The organism is Paraburkholderia sp. RL17-347-BIC-D, from assembly GCF_046027915.1.
In the GTDB taxonomy this organism is placed as follows: domain Bacteria; phylum Pseudomonadota; class Gammaproteobacteria; order Burkholderiales; family Burkholderiaceae; genus Paraburkholderia.
Map to the genome: position 1 here is coordinate 86,426 of NZ_JARESS010000005.1, position 16,612 is coordinate 103,037.

The window sequence follows — 16,612 nt, forward strand, 5'->3', positions numbered from 1 at the left end:
GATCGGCGTGTTGTGTGATTCGCTTGGCCGCCGTCGCCATCAGATCAGCTTGACGAGTTGCTTGCCGAAGTTCTTGCCTTTGAGCAGCCCGATGAACGCGTCGGGCGCCGCATCGAGTCCTTGCGCGATGGTCTCGCGATATTCCAGCTTCTTTTGCGCGACCAGCGTGCCGAGTTGCTTGAGCGCTTCCGGCCACACGTCCATGTGCTCGCTGACGATGAAGCCTTGCACGAGCAAACGCTGCGTGAGCATCAGCGACGGATGCTTGAGCGGCAGCGGCTGGCCGTCGTAGCCCGCGATAAATCCGCACAGCGCGATCCGGCCGAACGCGTTCATGCGCGCGAGCGTCGCGTCGAGCACTTCGCCGCCGACGTTCTCGAAGTAGCCGTCCACGCCATTCGGCGTCACGGCCTTGAGGTCCTGATAGAGATTGCCGGCCTTGTAATCGACGCAGGCATCGAAGCCGAGCGTCTCGGTCACATAGCGGCACTTGTCCGCACCGCCGGCGATGCCGACCGCTCGTGCGCCCGCCAGCTTCGCCAGTTGGCCGACCACGCTGCCCACCGCGCCGCTCGCCGCGCTGACCACCACGGTCTCGCCCGCTTTCGGCGCGATGATGCGATTCAGGCCGTACCACGCCGTGACACCCGGCATGCCGACCGGGCCGAGATAGGCCGACAAGGGCACATGCGTATCATCGACTTTCTGCACGCCGGTTCCGTTCGAGGTGCCGTATTCCTGCCAGCCGAACATCGCGACGACCTTGTCGCCGACCGCGAACTTCGGATTCTTCGACTCCACCACTTCACCCACCGTGCCGCCGATCATCACTTCGTTCAACGGCTGCGGCGCCGCGTACGACTTGCTGTCGTTCATGCGGCCGCGCATGTACGGATCGAGTGACAGGAAATGATTGCGCACGCGCAATTCGCCGTCGGCCAGCGGGGCGAGCGGTGTTTCGACGAGACGGAAATTGTCGGGCGTCACGGCGCCTTGCGGGCGCGACGCCAGCACGAGTTGACGGTTGATCTGGGGCATGACGATCGTCTCCATGAGTTGCCGATGAATTCGGCGAATGATTCGAACGGCGTTTTGTGAAGGCAGGAACCAGCGCACGGCTCTCGGACACGCGCGCGGTTCGAACGGCTGTACTCAGCCGTCGCTAGGACCGGGTTTTGCCGACGGGTCGCTGCGCAGGCGCTGCTGCGTGATGTCGCGGCCCACGGCGAGACGCCGCATGTACTTGAAGGTGCCGAGCGCCTTGGCGACGAAGTGGCCTTCGCTGTCGCGGATCTCGCCTTCGCAGTAGGCCATGGTGGTCGAGCGGTGCAACACGCGGCCGCTCGCGCGCAATTCGCCGCGGCCCGGCTGCATGAAATTGACCTTCATCTCGACCGTGACGACGCCGACGCCGTCGCCGGCGAGACTGCGCGCGGCCATCGCAAGCGCGACGTCGGCGAGCGTCATCGTGACGCCGCCGTGGGCGACGTCCCATGTGTTCATATGATCTTGCCGCAGCGGCAGCACGACTTCGCTGGCGCCGTCCGCGGCCGAGAGGAGCTGCGCGCCGAGCCGGTCGACGAACGGGCTCTCGGGCATCGACGCAGTGCTCGCGTTAGATGAAGGCGAATCGGTCATGGCTGTTTGCAGATTGTGTAGTCGGTACGTTCATGAGATTGATGCGGGGCGCGTGAGGAGGCTTTGGCATTTTGCTCGAGCTTCCTCATCGGCCAAGGCAAAGAGCAAGCCTATCAAACTTACGCGATGGGTGGAGTTTTATCGGGCGGTTTGGGCGGGCAGAAACGGGCCCTGGCGATGCGTCTGAAGGCTCGCTCGCGAACGTTGCGCACTGCGGCGAAATCGCGCCCGTGGGGTCGAACGGAAAGGCATTGCGACGACTGGCAGGGCTGCTGCCCGATTGGAGTCGGCGATTGACTCCAATCGGGTACAGGCTAAGTCGGCAGCGAATTAGAAGGAGCCTACGAGACGTTCACAGACAAACCGTCGAGATCGGCGCGCGAGCGCGGCACCGAACCGTCCGGCGTTTTTAATGTCTGAAGTCAGCCCCCAGCCAATCGGCTGCGGTGGTCTTCGCATAGCTGACGGCGTCTTGTGGGTCGGGGAAAATGCCAAGCTGATCCCAACGTTCCTCCGCAGCAAAAGGCCCCTTGATTCCAAGCGCTTTCTGGATGCATAACTGCGCCGCGTATCTTCCGTCCTCCAGAGGCCGGGCCGTTGCGACCACCTTGTGCGGAAGCCCTTGCCGGACGGGCTGAATCAGTTCCAGGGGACCGCCGGCGGCGCCCACGTCGATCAGCTCGTTGCGCGTATTGCAGTCGGGGCAATAGAAGTAAAACGAATTGTTGTCCCGATTCGGTTTGACCTGTTTGCGGGCAAGCACAGCTCGGCACTCGACATTTTCACAAATGAATGGCATATCGTCTCCGTGGTGATCTTCGAGTGGTAACGCGGGGCAGATCGGCATTGCCTTCAAGAAACGATCTGCCAGAAGCAGTCAGGGAGCAATCAGCACATGACCGGATTGCTAATGATAGGAAGATGCCATTCGGAGTGCTTTCCAGGTCTTTTGTGACTCCTTGCAACGAACCGCTGCGCTGGCAGACGATCCGCCGATTATCAAAGTAATGTGTTTCTTCAAGCACTTATACATCGGCGCCGCACCCGCATCAACCTGAATGCGCCGCCATGCGCGCAGCCAGCCGCCCTAACCTGCGCACGGCTTCGTCGGCCAGATCGAGATCCGTGCTCGGTGAACTGAGCCGGATGAAATGATCGAAGCGCCCGGCATTCGAAAACACCGTCCCCGGCATCACGCGAATGCCGTCGTCCAGCGCGGCCTCGAAGAACGCCGTCGACGATATTTCCCGCGGCAGTTCGATCCAGAAAAACATCCCGCCGCCCGGCGGCGTGAAGCGCGTGCCGTCGGGAAACGAGGTCGCGATCGCGGCCGCCATCCGTTCGCGCTGAAGCCGTAGCCGGTCACGCAAGCGCCGCAAATGCCGCTCATACGCGTTCGTTTCCAGAAATTCGGCGAGCACCACTTGCGACAGTTGTTCGTTGTGCCGCGACTGCGCGAACTTCAGCATGCCGATACGCGGATGCCAGCGGCCGCCGTTGATCCAGCCGACCCGCATGCCGGGTGCCAGCACCTTGTTGAACGACGTGCAGTGAATCACGGTGCCGTCGGTGTCCCACGCCTTTAGCGATTTGGGCGGCTGGGGAGTGTCGGCCAGTTCGCGGTACGGATCGTCTTCGATCAGCGGAATGCCGGCTCGCGCGCACAGTTCGACGAGCCGCGCCTTGTGCGCGTCGGGCATCACGCTGCCGAGCGGGTTCTGCAAGTTCGGCACCGCGACCACGGCCTTGATGTCGGGATGCGTTTGCAGCGCAAAGGCCAGCGCTTCGATGGCGAGGCCGGTGGTTGGACTGGCCGGAATTTCGAGCGCGCGCAAACCGAGGCTTTCGAGCGCCTGCAGCAGCCCGAAAAAGCACGGGGACTCGACCGCGACGGTGTCGCCGGGCTGGGTCACCGCCCGCAACGCGAGATTCACCGCCTCGATGCCGCCGTGCGTCATGATGATGTCGTCGGCGCCGATCTGGATGCCGGCGTCGAGCGCGCGGCGCGCGATGATCGCGCGCAGGGCTGGATCGCCCTGGTCGTGTCCGGCGGCGGTCAGCAAGGTGGGCCGCTTGCGCAACGCGCGCAGCGCGGCTTTCTGCAACGCATCCGTCGGATACAGATCGGGCGACGCCGTCGCGCCGCCGAGATTCAGTGCGTCCGGATAGCGCTGGAACTTCGACACGATCGCGGAAATCGCCGAGTGAATGCCGACGAACTGCGCGGCGCCCGGCAGCACCGCCAGGTCGGGCTCGGACGCGCCCGGCAGCGCAGCCGTGGGCGGCACGCGCACGAAGTAGCCGGCGCGCGGCCGGGCATCGATCAGCGCGTCGCGTTCCAGCACGCGGTAGCTTTCGGTCGCCGTGGCGAGGCTCACGCCGTGCCGCTGCATGAAGGCGCGCATCGACGGCATGCGGTCGCCCGGACGCAGCACGCCGCTGCCGATCGCGCGACGGTATTGATCAGCCAATTGCCGGTAGAGAGGCTGGCTATCCGGCAGCCGGTCCGCAGGCGCTGCCTGCCGGGTCAGGATGGATTGGGTCATGAACCGATGGTGCGCACAGTTCGCGCGTCGCGACAGATACACATCCGTTCGATTCCGACCGATACAGCGCACCGAAACGCGCCGCTGTACCGGTTCACATTGTCTGTGGCTGCGGCTGTTTTCACGCGAACGGACTCAATAAGCTGAGTGGCATGGAAACGCTTTAAAGGAATCGGCCATGTCAGTCTGTCAATCCGGCTTTGGTCCGGCATCCGGCGCTGCTTCTCGCCTCACGGCCGGCCAGTTGGCCGTGCGCGACCTGCGCGCCCGGACCTCGATCGTCGCTGTGGAAGGCGACTTGCAACTCGAATTCCGCGATCACTCGCTCGCATGGCTGGGCGACGCCGTGCCGCTCACGTCGATCACCTTGCACGAAGGCGAGTGCTTCGTGACGCCGCAGCGCGGCGTCGTGTTGATCAGTGCCGCGCATGTGAACGCGGCTGCGTTTGTCGTACAACCTCCGGGCGCGCGGAAGGACGATCGCAGTCTGATAGGTCAAGCTTTGCACCATCTGGCCAGCCTCGTCAAAACACGGCTGCGGCGCGCGGCCTGAAACACCGCTTGGCGCGAGGCACGGCCCGGTACAATGCATGACACAAGTCGCTTCTTGCGAGGTGCAGGTCATGTCCTTCTTCCGCGCGCTGCTGTCCGGACGTTCCGTTCGTCTGACCACGATCCTCGCCCTCGTCGCGCTGACGCTCAACGGTTGCGCCGGCTTCTTCGGCGGCGACCCGGTGCGCGTCAACGTGGCGGGCATCGAACCGATCGACGGTCAGGGCCTCGAGATGCGCTTCAACGTGAAACTGCGCGTGCAGAATCCGAACGATTCCGCGGTCAACTTCAACGGCGTGTCGCTCGATCTCGAACTGAACGGCAAGCCGTTCGCGAGCGGTGTGAGCGACCAGGCGGGCACCGTGCCGCGCTACGGAGAAACGGTCGTCAATGTGCCGTTGACGGTGCCGGCTTTCGCCGCGATCCGGCAGGCGTTCGCCTTCGCGGGGGCCACGGAGTCGGGACAAATTCCGTACATTCTGCGCGGCAAGCTCGCAGGCGGACTGACGGGCACGACACGCTTCATCGACCAGGGAACTCTGAGCCTGCCGTCGTCCAGCATGGCTTTGCCCTGAGACGGCTCATGACGGTGGACACCATGCACGAATATAAACGGGTGCTGCGGTTTCGCCGCTCTCGCGCTGAACCACATGGCACCCGCTGTCCGCTACCGCTCCTGCCGGTCAAACCACTTCGAACAACCCCGCCGCACCCTGCCCGCCGCCGATACACATGGTCACGACGACCAGCTTCGCGCCGCGCCGCTTGCCTTCGATCAACGCATGGCCGGTCAGCCGCGCGCCCGACACGCCATACGGATGGCCGACCGCGATCGCGCCGCCGTTCACGTTCAGACGGTCCTGCGGAATGCCGAGCTTATCGGCGCAATAGAGCACCTGCACCGCGAACGCTTCGTTCAGCTCCCACAGGTCGATGTCCTCGACCTTCAGACCCGCCTGCTTGAGCAGTTTGGGCACCGCGAACACCGGCCCGATGCCCATCTCGTCCGGCTCGCAACCGGCCACCGCGAAGCCGCGGAAAATGCCGAGCGGCTGCAGGCCTTCGCGCTCCGCCACCTTCGCGTTCATCACCACGCAAGCCGACGCGCCATCCGAGAACTGGCTCGCATTGCCCGCGGTGACGACCCCGCCCGGCAGCGCGGTGCGAATCTTCGACACGCCTTCGAGCGTGGTGTCGGCGCGAATGCCTTCGTCGCCGCTAACGGTCACTTCCTTCGTGAAGAGACGCCCGGTAGCTTTGTCCGCGACACCGGCGAGCACCGTCAACGGCACGATCTCGTCCTTGAACTTGCCGGCTTCGAGCGCGGCCGCGGCGCGCTGTTGCGAACGCACGCCGTATTCGTCCTGACGTTCCTTCGAAATCGAATAGCGTTTCGCGACGTTCTCCGCGGTCTGCAGCATCGACCAGTAGATTTCCGGCTTGTTCAGGCTGAGCCAGCCTTCGGTCAGCATGTGGTGGTTCATCTCGTTCTGCACGCACGAGATCGATTCGACGCCGCCTGCCACATACACGTCGCCTTCTCCGGCGATCACGCGTTGCGCGGCCAGCGCAATAGTTTGCAATCCCGATGAACAGAAACGGTTCACCGTCATGCCCGGCACGCTGACCGGCAAACCGGCGCGCAGCACGATCTGCCGCGCGATGTTCATGCCCGTCGCGCCTTCCGGATTGGCGCAGCCCATGATCACGTCTTCGACGCGCGCCGGGTCGAGCTTCGCGCGCTCGACGGCGGCCTGCGTCACGTGACCGCCGAGCGTCGCGCCGTGCGTCATGTTGAAACCACCACGCCATGATTTGGCGAGACCCGTACGGGCGGTCGATACGATTACGGCATCAGTCATGCATATCTCCTACTTCCAGATATCGATGGTGGCGCGCCGGCGAATCGTCGCGCGGCGCCACCTCAGTCAGTTCACTAGAGCGCCAGCTCAGCCGTTGAACCCGCGGCCCTTCGCCGCCAGCTCCGCGATGCTCGGCGCCAGTTCCCAGGCGTCGCCGTTCGGCCGCGCCGCATAGCGGCGAATCGCGCGCTCGACGTTGTAGAGGCCGACCGCATCCGCGTACAGCATCGGGCCGCCGCGATAGAGCGGAAAGCCGTAGCCGGTCAGATAGACCATGTCGATATCCGACGCCTTCGACGCAATGCCTTCTTCGAGAATCTTCGCGCCTTCGTTCACGAGCGCGAATACGAGTCGCTCGACGATTTCCTCGTCGGAGATCTTGCGGCGCTCGCTATTGGTTTCCTTCGAGAACGCGACGATCATGTCATCGACCACTTTCGACGGATACGCGGTGCGGTCGCCCGCCTTGTAGTCGTACCAGCCGCCGCCGGTCTTCTGGCCGAAGCGCCCGGTCTCGCACAGACGGTCGGCGATCTTCGAGTAGTGCATGTCAGGATGTTCCTGATAGCGGCGCTTGCGGATCGCCCAGCCGATGTCGTTGCCGGCCAGGTCGCTCATGCGGAACGGACCCATCGCGAAGCCGAACTTCTCGATCGCGCGATCGACCTGCGCGGGCAACGCGCCTTCTTCGAGCATGAAGAGCGCCTGGCGGATGTACTGCTCGATCATGCGATTGCCGATGAAACCGTCGCACACACCCGAGACCACCGCGGTCTTCCTGATCTTCCTGGCGAGCTTCATGACGGTGGCGAGCACGTCTTTCGCCGTCTCCTTGCCGCGCACCACTTCGAGCAGCTTCATCACGTTGGCCGGGCTGAAGAAGTGCAGGCCGACCACGTCCTGCGGACGCTTCGTGAATGCGGCGATCTTGTCGACGTCGAGTGTCGACGTGTTCGAGGCGAGGATCGCGCCTTTCTTTGCCACTTCGTCCAGACGCTTGAACACCTGCTCTTTCACGCCGAGTTCTTCGAACACCGCTTCGACGATCAGGTCGGCGTTTTTCAGGTCATCGTAGGAAAGCGTGGGCGTGATCAGCGCCATGCGCTGTTCGAGCGCCTCGGGCTTGAGCTTGCCCTTCTTGACGGTCGCTTCGTAGTTCTTGCGGATCGTGGCGAGGCCGCGCTCGAGCGCGTCCTGCTTAGTTTCCAGCAGCGTGACCGGAATACCCGCGTTGATGAAGTTCATCGCGATGCCGCCGCCCATCGTGCCCGCGCCGATCACGGCCACCTGGCTGATGTCGCGCACCGGCGTGTCCGACGGCACATCGGGAATCTTGCTCGCCGCGCGTTCGCCGAAGAACGCGTGACGCAGCGCATGGCTTTCCGGCGTCTGCACGAGCGCCATGAAGCATTCGCGTTCGAACGCGAGGCCCTTGTCGAAGCCGTTCTGCACGCCCGCTTCCACCGCGTCGATACATTTCTGCGGCGCGGGGAAATTCTTCGCGACGGCCGCGACGGTATTGCGCGCGAACTGAATGAACCCGGCGGCGTTCGGATGCTCGATCTTGCGGTCGCGCACTTTCGGATGCGGGCCTTCTTTCGCGCCGACCTTGCGCGCGAACGCCAGCGCTGCTTCGGCCAGATCGCCTTGCGCGAGTTCATCGAACAGACCGGAGTCAGCAAGCTTCTCCGACATGACGGGCGCGCCGGAGACGATGATATTGAGCGCCGCTTCGAGACCGATGGCGCGCGGCAGACGCTGTGTGCCGCCCGCGCCCGGCAGAATGCCGAGCTTCACTTCCGGCAGCGCGATTTGCGCGCCGGGCGCGGCCACGCGGTAATGCGCGCCGAGCGCCAACTCCAGACCGCCGCCCATCGCGACGCTGTGAATCGCGGCGATCACCGGCTTCGCGCTGCCTTCCACGATCTTGATGACCGTGGCGAGCGTCGGCTCCTGGGTCGCTTTCGGCGTATTGAATTCGGTGATGTCGGCGCCGCCCGAGAAGGCCTTGCCCGCGCCCGTCAGCACGATGGCCTTGATGGCCGGATCGTTCTGCGCGCGCTCGATCCCCTCGACGATACCCGCTCGCGTCGACAGGCCGAGGCCGTTCACGGGAGGATTGTTCAGCGTGATGACGGCCACGCCGTCATGAGTTGTGTAGTCCACTGCCATCTGCCTGCCTCCATGCGATCCATGCAATACGGCGACGCGTGGGCGCGCCGCCCTTCCGGTTCATCGAGCCGGATCAGCGATCCGACCCATTGTCTGATTTTCCCGAGGTCAGCAGGCAGAATACACAAAAAAGCACGCTCGTTCAATTCTCGTTCGTTTTATTTCTAGGCGGGGTTTCCCCTGGCAAGCGGCGTCAGAGGACAATCCTTTTCGTCTTCGAGCGCGGACGGCAGGACATGGTCGCGGAAAAAGTCGCGCAGCTTGAGTTTCTGCAGCTTGCCGGTCGCCGTGTGCGGCAGTTCGTCGACGAAGGCCACGTCGTCGGGAATCCACCATTTGGCGACCTTGCCGTCGTAGAAGGCGATCAGTTCTTCGCGCGTGACTTCGAAGCCGGGCCGCTTGACGACCACCAGCAGCGGCCGCTCGGTCCATTTCGGATGCGCGCAGGCAATGCACGCCGCTTCGGCCACGGCCGGATGCGCGATTGCCACGTTCTCGACGTCGATCGAACTGATCCATTCGCCGCCTGACTTGATCACGTCTTTTGAGCGGTCCGTGATGTGCAGAAAGCTGTCGCGGTCGATGGTGGCGACGTCGCCGGTGGGAAACCAGCCGTCCACGAGCGGCGAGTCGTCCTTGCGAAAATACTGGTTGATCACCCACGGTCCGCGCACGTGCAGATCGCCGAATGCCACGCCGTCCCACGGCAGTTCACGCCCGTCTTCGCCGACGATTTTCATGTCGACGCCATAGAGCACGTGCCCCTGCTTCTCGAGCAATTTGCGCTGATCTTCCAGCGGACGCTGGCTCTGTTCCCACGTCAGTTTGGACAACGTGCCGAGCGGCGACATTTCGGTCATGCCCCACGCATGGATCACCTGCACGCCGTAGTCGTCCTCGAATGTGCGCAGCATGGCCGGCGGACAGGCCGAGCCGCCGATCACCGTGCGATTGAGCGACGAGAACCGCACCTTCGCCTCGCGCAGATAGTTGAGCAGCCCGAGCCACACGGTCGGCACGCCGGCCGAATAGGTAACGCGTTCGCTTTCCATCAATTCATACAGCGACTTGCCGTCGAGGTCCTTGCCGGGGAACACGAGCTTCGCCCCGGTCAGCGGCGCGGCGTGCGGAATGCCCCACGCGTTCACATGAAACATGGGTACGACGGGCAGCACGCAATCGCGCGCGGAAAGACTCATCGCGTCAGGCAGCGACGCGCCGAACGCATGCAGCACCGTCGAGCGATGCGAATACAGCGCGCCCTTCGGATTGCCGGTGGTGCCCGACGTGTAGCACAGGTACGAGGCTTGCCGCTCGTCGAGCGGCGGCCATTCGAAGTTGCCGTCCTGCGCGGTGACGAGCGTTTCGTAGCTGAGCGCCGGCGTCTGCATGGCGGGCCGATGCGCTTCGTCGGCGAGCGCGATCCAGCCGCGCACTTTCGGGCATTGCGGCGCGAGGACATCGACGAGTGGCGCGAACGTGGTGTCGAACAGCACGTAGGCGTCGTCGGCGTGATTGATGATGTAAGCGATCTGATCGGGAAAGAGACGCGGGTTGATCGTGTGGCAAACGGCGCCGAAACCGGTCGTGCCGTAATACGCTTCCAGATGGCGGTAGCCGTTCCATGCAAGCGTCGCGACCCGTTCGCCGGGTTCGACGCCAAGCGCGATCAAAGCCTGCGCGAGCTGCTTCGCGCGCTTTTCGCAATCACGATAGGTATAGCGATGCAGGTCGCCTTCGATACGCCGCGACACGATTTCGGTGCTGCCGAAATGCCGCGCGGCGTGTGCGAGCAACGAAGGCACAGTAAGCGGCACGTCCATCATCTGGCCAAGCAGCGGCGTCGTCATAAAGAGTGGTCTCCTCGGCTTGATCGTTTCAATTGGTTTTGCAGCTCGGGGGGCGCGCCTCGTCGCGCCATCGGCGAAAAGCGCGAAGCCGGCAAACGATCTGGACAGGATCGGTACGTGACAGACGTACGGCCGGCCAGCAGCTCCGCGGGCGCGGACTTACAATATCGGTTAATCCAGAGGCGCTCAACATGTCGTTTTCCCCAAGCATTGCAGGGTTATCCGGGCCTTTGACGGCCCTTTCCGACGCGCTCACCACGTTGCACGAGAGCGCGTTCGCACGGCTCGGCAGCGTGTTTCTGACGCGTCTGCCCGCGGCGCCGCTCAGCGCGCCGTACCTCGTCGGGTTCTCCGCCGAAACCGCCGCGCTGCTCGGTCTAGAGCCGGGCCTCGAGAAGGATCCGGGCTTTGCGGAACTGTTCTCCGGCAACGTCACGCGCGAGTGGCCGGCCGAGACGCTGCCTTATGCGTCGGTGTATTCCGGGCATCAGTTCGGCGTGTGGGCCGGCCAGCTCGGCGACGGCCGCGCGCTCGGCCTCGGCGAAGTCGAACACGACGGCCAGCGCTTCGAGTTGCAGCTCAAAGGCGCGGGGCGCACGCCCTATTCGCGCATGGGCGATGGCCGCGCGGTGTTGCGTTCGTCGATCCGCGAGTATCTGTGTTCGGAGGCGATGCATCACCTCGGCATTCCGACCACGCGCGCGCTGTGCGTGATCGGCTCCGATCAGCCGGTGCGGCGCGAGACGATCGAAACGGCGGCGGTGGTCACGCGCGTGGCGCCGAGCTTCGTGCGTTTCGGCCACTTCGAGCACTTCTATTCGAACGATCGCACCGACGCGCTGCGCGCGCTCGCCGATCACGTGATCGAGCGTTTCTATCCGCATTGCCGCGAAGCCGACGATCCGTATCTCGCGCTGCTCGACGAAGCGGTCATGTCGACCGCTGACCTGATGGTCGAGTGGCAGGCGGTCGGCTTTTGCCACGGCGTGATGAACACCGACAACATGTCGATACTCGGCCTCACCATCGACTACGGTCCGTTCGGTTTCATGGACGGCTTCGACGCCGGCTACATCTGCAATCACTCCGATTCGCAAGGCCGTTACGCGTACAAGATGCAGCCGCAGATCGCTTACTGGAATCTCTTCTGCCTCGCGCAGGGGCTGTTGCCGCTGCTGGGCGAAAAGCATGAGGAAAGCGTGCGCGGCGACAAGGCGATCGAAGACGCGCAGCGCGTGCTCGGCGGCTTCAAGGATCGTTTCGCCCCGGCGCTGGAGCGGCGCATGCGCGCCAAGCTCGGCCTCGAAACCGAACGTGACGGTGACGCTTCGCTCGTGAATCGTCTGTTCGAAGTGATGCACGCCAGTCGTGCGGATTTCACGCTGACTTTCCGCAACCTGGCGCGCATGTCGAAGCACGACGCGAGCGGCGACGCGCCGGTGCGCGACCTGTTTCTCGACCGTGCCGCGTTCGACGCCTGGGCGAACGACTACCGCGCGCGGCTGTCCGAAGAAACACGCGACGACGCCGAGCGCGCCATTGCAATGAACCGTGTGAACCCCAAATTCGTACTTCGCAATCATCTGGCGGAGACGGCAATCCGTCACGCGAAAGAGAAGGATTTTTCCGAAGTGGAACGACTGGCGGCCGTGCTGCGCCGTCCGTTCGACGAACAGCCCGAGCACGAAGCATATGCGGGGCTGCCGCCGGACTGGGCGAGTTCGCTGGAAGTGAGCTGCTCGTCGTGACGTGCTGAACGCCGTGTGATCGCGCGTGATGAGCCGAATCTGCATGATCATCATGCGTCCCCTCAAAACAAGCCCGAGACAGGAACTCCGACCATGAACAAACCCGACGAACTCAAGACCGACGCCCCCGCCGTGCAGAAAGACGACGCCGAGTGGCGCAAGCAGCTCTCCGACATCGAATATCAGGTGACGCGCCACGCGGCCACCGAGCGCCCGTTCACCGGCCGCTATCACGATCACTGGGACCGCGGCATCTATGACTGCGTCTGTTGCGGCACGCCGCTGTTCGAATCGGACACCAAGTTCGACGCCGGTTGCGGCTGGCCGAGCTACTTCAAGCCGATCGACGGCGAAGTGATCACCGAGAAGACCGACCGTTCGCACGGCATGCTGCGTATCGAGGTGGAGTGCAAGAACTGCGGCGCGCATCTGGGCCACGTGTTCGAAGACGGACCCGCGCCGACCGGCCTGCGGTACTGCATCAATTCAGCTGCGTTACAATTCGAGCCCAAGTAACGCAGCGCGGAGTCCGGCGCGTTGCCGGCCGGCGTCTGCGACCATTCAGGCGCGCGCCGGCCGCGACACCCTTCATCCAGTTTGCGAACCGGCTGCCCCGACGCTTCGCACCGCACCCTTATTCTTCGACTCGCTTTCCGCTCACTTTCCGATTCCCCGACCAGATAATGAAATTCCTGTTCGATCTGTTCCCGATCATCCTGTTCTTCGTCGCCTTCAAGATTTGGGGCATTTTCACGGCGACGGCAGTGGCGATCGTCGCCACGCTGATGCAGATCGCGTGGGTGGCCTTCCGCCACCGCAAGGTCGATCCGATGCTGTGGGTGAGCCTCGGCGTCGTCACCGTGTTCGGCGGCGCCACGCTCGTGCTGCACAACGACACGTTCATCAAATGGAAGCCGACCGTGCTCTACTGGGCGTTTTCGGTCGCGCTGATCGTCTCGCAACTGGCCTTCAACAAGAACCTGATCGAAGCGATGATGGGCAAGCAGATCACGCTGCCGCACGCGATCTGGGGCAAGCTGAATGTCGTGTGGGCGGTGTTTTTCGTGCTGCTCGGGCTGGTCAATCTGTTCGTCGCCTACAACTACACGACCGACCAGTGGGTCAATTTCAAGCTGTTCGGCGCCACCGGGTGCCTGGTGGTGTTCATCGTCGGGCAGAGTTTGTGGTTGTCGAAGTATATGAAGGAAGAATGACATGACGAGCGATGTATTCATGCACGCCACCACCGCCGAGCGCGCCGCGTTGATCGAGGCGCGCCTCGCCGCCGCGCTGGCGCCGGTCACTTCGATCCAGATCACCGACGACAGCGCTCAGCACGCCGGTCACGCCGGCGCCTCCGCCGGCGGTCATTTCAGTGTCACGATCGTGGCGGCCGCATTCGCCGGCAAGGCCCGCGTGGCGCGGCATCGCATGGTGTATGATGCGCTGGCCGATGCCATGCAGCGCGGCATTCACGCCCTTGCCATCACGGCGTATACGCCCGAAGAATTCGCTTTGTTGCCCCGCTAGGAAAATTTTCGATGACCTTGAAGAAAACCCGCCTCTGGGTATTGCTGGCTGCATTTGCAGCCGCACCTGCATTCGCACAGAACATCGCCGTCGTGAACGGCACGCCGATTCCCAAAGCACGCGCCGACGCGCTGATCGACCAACTGGTTCATCAAGGCCAGCAAAATACGCCGCAACTGCAAACGGCCGTGCGCGAAGAACTGGTGAACCGCGAGATCCTGATGCAGGAAGCGCTGCGCCGCGGCCTGCCGAATCGTCCGGACATCAAGGCGCAAATCGCCGTGGCACAGCAAACCGTCGTGCTGCGCGCGCTGATCGAAGACTTCGTGAAGAACAACACGCCGAGCGACGCCGAAGTCACCGCGCGTTACAACGCGCTGATCAAGGACGCGGGCGGCAAGGAATATCACCTGCACCACATCCTCGTGGATAACGAACAGCAGGCGAAGGACCTGATCGCGAAGATCAAGGCCGGCGCAAGCTTCGAGGATCTGGCCAAGCAATTCTCGAAGGACCCGGGATCGGGCAAGAACGGCGGCGATCTGGACTGGTCGGACCCGAAAGCCTACGTGCCTGAATTCGCGGATGCGGCCACGCATCTGCAGAAAGGCCAGATGACCGACACGCCGGTGCATACGCAATTCGGCTGGCACATCATCCGTGTCGACGACGTGCGCGACGTCACGCCGCCGCCGCTGGAGCAAGTGCGCCCGCAGATCGTGCAGCAGATCCAGCAGGAAAAGCTGCAAGCGTTCGAAGAAGGTCTTCGTAAGAACGCGAAGATTCAGTAAGCAGGTTTGCCTGGAGAGCGAGCGGCTCGCTTCGAGCGGGTACTTCGGTTCTTTTCGGTTCCTTTCGGTTCTTATTTGTCAGCGGTCCCGGCTTCTGTTCATGGCCCCGTTCAGTCAATGACTGAACGGGGCTTTTTCATGTCTGGTCAGGCCGGCGGCAATCACTTGCGCAGGGCCCGGCTCATCTCCGCAAGCGGCATCGCGACAATCGAGTCGAGCAGCCGGACCTCACCGGCATTCGGCTGCGCGATCTTGTCGACGTTGCGCCGGGTGTCCGCCACGCGGGCGTCGAGCGTGGCCAGCATGTCATCCAGCAATTTTTCCGAGCCTTTCGGCGCGAGACGAAGCGCTTCGCCGAATGCGAGCATGTTCTTCCTGGAAATCTGCGCGAACTGCGTGGCGTCTCCGACAGGCATGGTGAGGTCGCAGTGTGGCCAACGATCCCGCTGCTGCGGCTGGTAGGTCGGCGTATGGTAGACGACCGTGCTGACCAGGTCGTAAAACGGAGCCAGCATGTAGCCGCGCGGGGTGACGAAGAACGAGAGGTTTTTCAGATGTGAGTCGGCATTGCCGATGAGCACATTGAAGATCGCCCATCGGAATACATCGAGACGCGCCACTGCCCGCGTGCTCGTTTTCTCGATGGCGTCCCTGAGCACCTGCGCCGTGGCGTTCTGATATTTGAAGCTGCGGTCGTAGTTCAACAGTTGCATGGCGTCGACGGTATGCAGCCGCCGCGCCGGCTCGCTGCTCGTGTCACGGTCGAAGCGATCGATCACGTAGCAGGCCGAAGGCACGCGCATAAAATGCGTAGGCGGTACGCGCACACCCATCGCATGCGCGAGTTGCATGCAGAAAAATTCGTTGATCGCCGAATGCGGATAGCCCGTGCTTCGCATGTCGGGCTTGAGCAGATGCATGGACGGTTCACTGCCCACGGGTTCAAAGAGCGCGTAATCCGGCGCGTCGCCGCGCAAGGTCAACAGCAGCTTCTGTTGGGCGCCCGCCGCGGACATGCGTTTGGGCGCCGTGGCGGTGAGCGCATGCTGCGGCATCGCCTGAATGCGTGCCTCCAGATTCGCGTACGACAACGGTTGCAAACCGCTCGGTGCCTCCTGTTCGCCCTCGGCGAGCAGCGTCAAGGCGCCAGCCGACTCCCGGCCGTAATAGGCAAGCAGACCCCACGCATCGCTCGCATCGACCTTGGCCTCACGAGCGAGCGCACTGCGCATTTCCTCTTCCGGCAAAAGGTTGTCGAAGAACCATTGCACCGGCCGCTGGCTCGATCCGTCGACGAAAGGCCGGGCTTCCAGTGGGAAAGCGGGTGAAAGCGCAAACGCGTCCTGACGACTCAGCCAATCCTCGTCGTAGGTAAATGACCAGACGCCGCTGTCATCGCTTACGATGCCCACGCGTTGGCCATTCGCATAGGCGACGAGCGTTCTAGCGGCCATGAGGATTCCGTCGGCGATGGGACGCCTTGGTCGAGACGTCTGCGGGGATGTCTACGGAAACCTGGGCGCGCAGCGTGATGCCCAGTTCGCCGAGCAGGTGCAGCACCTTGCCGATCTGCGCTGTCGGCTTACCTGCCTCAATATGCGTGATGAACTTGGGAGACAGGCCGGTCGCGGTGGCGACGTCGTCGCGCGTCAGACCTTGTGCGAGCCGCGATGCCCGCACAAGATCGCCTAAGGCCGTCATATCGCCAATGAAAGTCTCGGATTGCACCACTTTCCGCCCTGTATGTTCGTACCCGCTCGGGAACATTATGCCACGGGGCGAAGGGGCAGGCTTGATTTCGTACCCGGTCGGGTACCAAGTGATGCTTTGGAGGCTTATACACCTGTTTCGTACCCGAACGGATACGAAACACAATAATTTGGCGTGTATCGCTCTTCCCGTACCAGATCGGATACGGACCAA

16 protein-coding genes are annotated in these 16,612 nt (G+C 63.2%); 7 read left to right on the top strand and 9 right to left on the bottom strand.

The window, feature by feature from the left end:
- Window positions 1-39: 39 nt before the first annotated feature.
- The 4 genes from P0D96_RS09205 to P0D96_RS09220 form a co-directional block, all read right to left on the bottom strand.
- Window positions 40-1,038: an NADP-dependent oxidoreductase gene (locus tag P0D96_RS09205; RefSeq protein ID WP_342960283.1), complete on the bottom strand. Its 999-nt coding sequence runs from the start codon at window positions 1,036-1,038 to the stop codon at window positions 40-42.
- Between the two features lie 114 nt (window positions 1,039-1,152).
- Entirely contained in the window at window positions 1,153-1,638 is a 486-nt protein-coding gene (locus P0D96_RS09210) for a PaaI family thioesterase (RefSeq protein WP_132374675.1), read from the bottom strand.
- A 409-nt stretch (window positions 1,639-2,047) separates the two neighbouring features.
- Complete coding sequence (locus P0D96_RS09215) at window positions 2,048-2,437, bottom strand: hypothetical protein (RefSeq protein WP_132374676.1); 390 nt, start codon at window positions 2,435-2,437, stop codon at window positions 2,048-2,050.
- Between the two features lie 250 nt (window positions 2,438-2,687).
- The gene (locus P0D96_RS09220; protein ID WP_408175454.1) at window positions 2,688-4,184 is read right to left on the bottom strand and encodes an aminotransferase-like domain-containing protein; all 1,497 of its coding nucleotides are present in this window, start codon (window positions 4,182-4,184) and stop codon (window positions 2,688-2,690) included.
- A gap of 178 nt (window positions 4,185-4,362) precedes the next feature.
- Between P0D96_RS09220 and P0D96_RS09225 the strand changes: the two genes are divergently transcribed.
- Window positions 4,363-4,737 (top strand): cupin domain-containing protein, encoded by a 375-nt coding sequence (locus tag P0D96_RS09225; protein WP_408175455.1) that lies wholly within the window; start codon window positions 4,363-4,365, stop codon window positions 4,735-4,737.
- Between the two features lie 70 nt (window positions 4,738-4,807).
- Window positions 4,808-5,311 carry an LEA/WHy family protein gene (locus tag P0D96_RS09230; RefSeq protein ID WP_408313100.1) on the top strand — a complete coding sequence of 168 codons (504 nt, stop codon included), beginning with the start codon at window positions 4,808-4,810 and terminating at the stop codon, window positions 5,309-5,311.
- A gap of 108 nt (window positions 5,312-5,419) precedes the next feature.
- On the opposite strand, the gene P0D96_RS09235 is transcribed toward P0D96_RS09230, so the two are convergent.
- From P0D96_RS09235 to P0D96_RS09245, 3 genes are all read right to left on the bottom strand, one after another.
- Window positions 5,420-6,598, bottom strand: coding sequence for an acetyl-CoA C-acyltransferase (locus P0D96_RS09235; RefSeq protein ID WP_408286662.1), 1,179 nt, complete (start codon window positions 6,596-6,598; stop codon window positions 5,420-5,422).
- Window positions 6,599-6,685: 87 nt separating this feature from the next.
- A complete protein-coding gene (locus P0D96_RS09240) occupies window positions 6,686-8,770 on the bottom strand; it encodes a 3-hydroxyacyl-CoA dehydrogenase NAD-binding domain-containing protein (RefSeq protein WP_408313103.1) in 2,085 nt (694 codons plus the stop codon).
- A gap of 164 nt (window positions 8,771-8,934) precedes the next feature.
- Window positions 8,935-10,620 carry a 3-(methylthio)propionyl-CoA ligase gene (locus P0D96_RS09245; RefSeq protein WP_408175460.1) on the bottom strand — a complete coding sequence of 562 codons (1,686 nt, stop codon included), beginning with the start codon at window positions 10,618-10,620 and terminating at the stop codon, window positions 8,935-8,937.
- A gap of 191 nt (window positions 10,621-10,811) precedes the next feature.
- Here P0D96_RS09245 and P0D96_RS09250 point away from each other — a divergent pair, with 191 nt between their 5' ends.
- The 5 genes from P0D96_RS09250 to P0D96_RS09270 all read left to right on the top strand — a co-directional run bounded on the left by P0D96_RS09250 (window position 10,812) and on the right by P0D96_RS09270 (window position 14,689).
- Window positions 10,812-12,368: a protein adenylyltransferase SelO gene (locus P0D96_RS09250; protein ID WP_408175462.1), complete on the top strand. Its 1,557-nt coding sequence runs from the start codon at window positions 10,812-10,814 to the stop codon at window positions 12,366-12,368.
- A gap of 93 nt (window positions 12,369-12,461) precedes the next feature.
- Complete coding sequence (msrB, locus tag P0D96_RS09255) at window positions 12,462-12,884, top strand: peptide-methionine (R)-S-oxide reductase MsrB (protein WP_132374684.1); 423 nt, start codon at window positions 12,462-12,464, stop codon at window positions 12,882-12,884.
- Between the two features lie 167 nt (window positions 12,885-13,051).
- Complete coding sequence (locus P0D96_RS09260) at window positions 13,052-13,582, top strand: septation protein A (protein WP_408175463.1); 531 nt, start codon at window positions 13,052-13,054, stop codon at window positions 13,580-13,582.
- 1 nt (window position 13,583) lies between these two features.
- Window positions 13,584-13,898 carry a BolA family protein gene (locus P0D96_RS09265; protein WP_408175464.1) on the top strand — a complete coding sequence of 105 codons (315 nt, stop codon included), beginning with the start codon at window positions 13,584-13,586 and terminating at the stop codon, window positions 13,896-13,898.
- Window positions 13,899-13,909: 11 nt separating this feature from the next.
- Complete coding sequence (locus tag P0D96_RS09270; protein ID WP_408206452.1) at window positions 13,910-14,689, top strand: peptidylprolyl isomerase; 780 nt, start codon at window positions 13,910-13,912, stop codon at window positions 14,687-14,689.
- Between the two features lie 161 nt (window positions 14,690-14,850).
- On the opposite strand, the gene P0D96_RS09275 is transcribed toward P0D96_RS09270, so the two are convergent.
- Together P0D96_RS09275 and P0D96_RS09280 are read right to left on the bottom strand one after the other, a co-directional pair.
- Window positions 14,851-16,143 (bottom strand): HipA domain-containing protein, encoded by a 1,293-nt coding sequence (locus P0D96_RS09275; RefSeq protein WP_408313105.1) that lies wholly within the window; start codon window positions 16,141-16,143, stop codon window positions 14,851-14,853.
- Window positions 16,133-16,390, bottom strand: a complete 258-nt coding sequence (locus tag P0D96_RS09280) for a helix-turn-helix domain-containing protein (protein WP_132376909.1) — start codon at window positions 16,388-16,390, stop codon at window positions 16,133-16,135. The genes P0D96_RS09275 and P0D96_RS09280 overlap by 11 nt, the downstream gene beginning before the upstream one ends.
- Window positions 16,391-16,612: the final 222 nt, after the last annotated feature.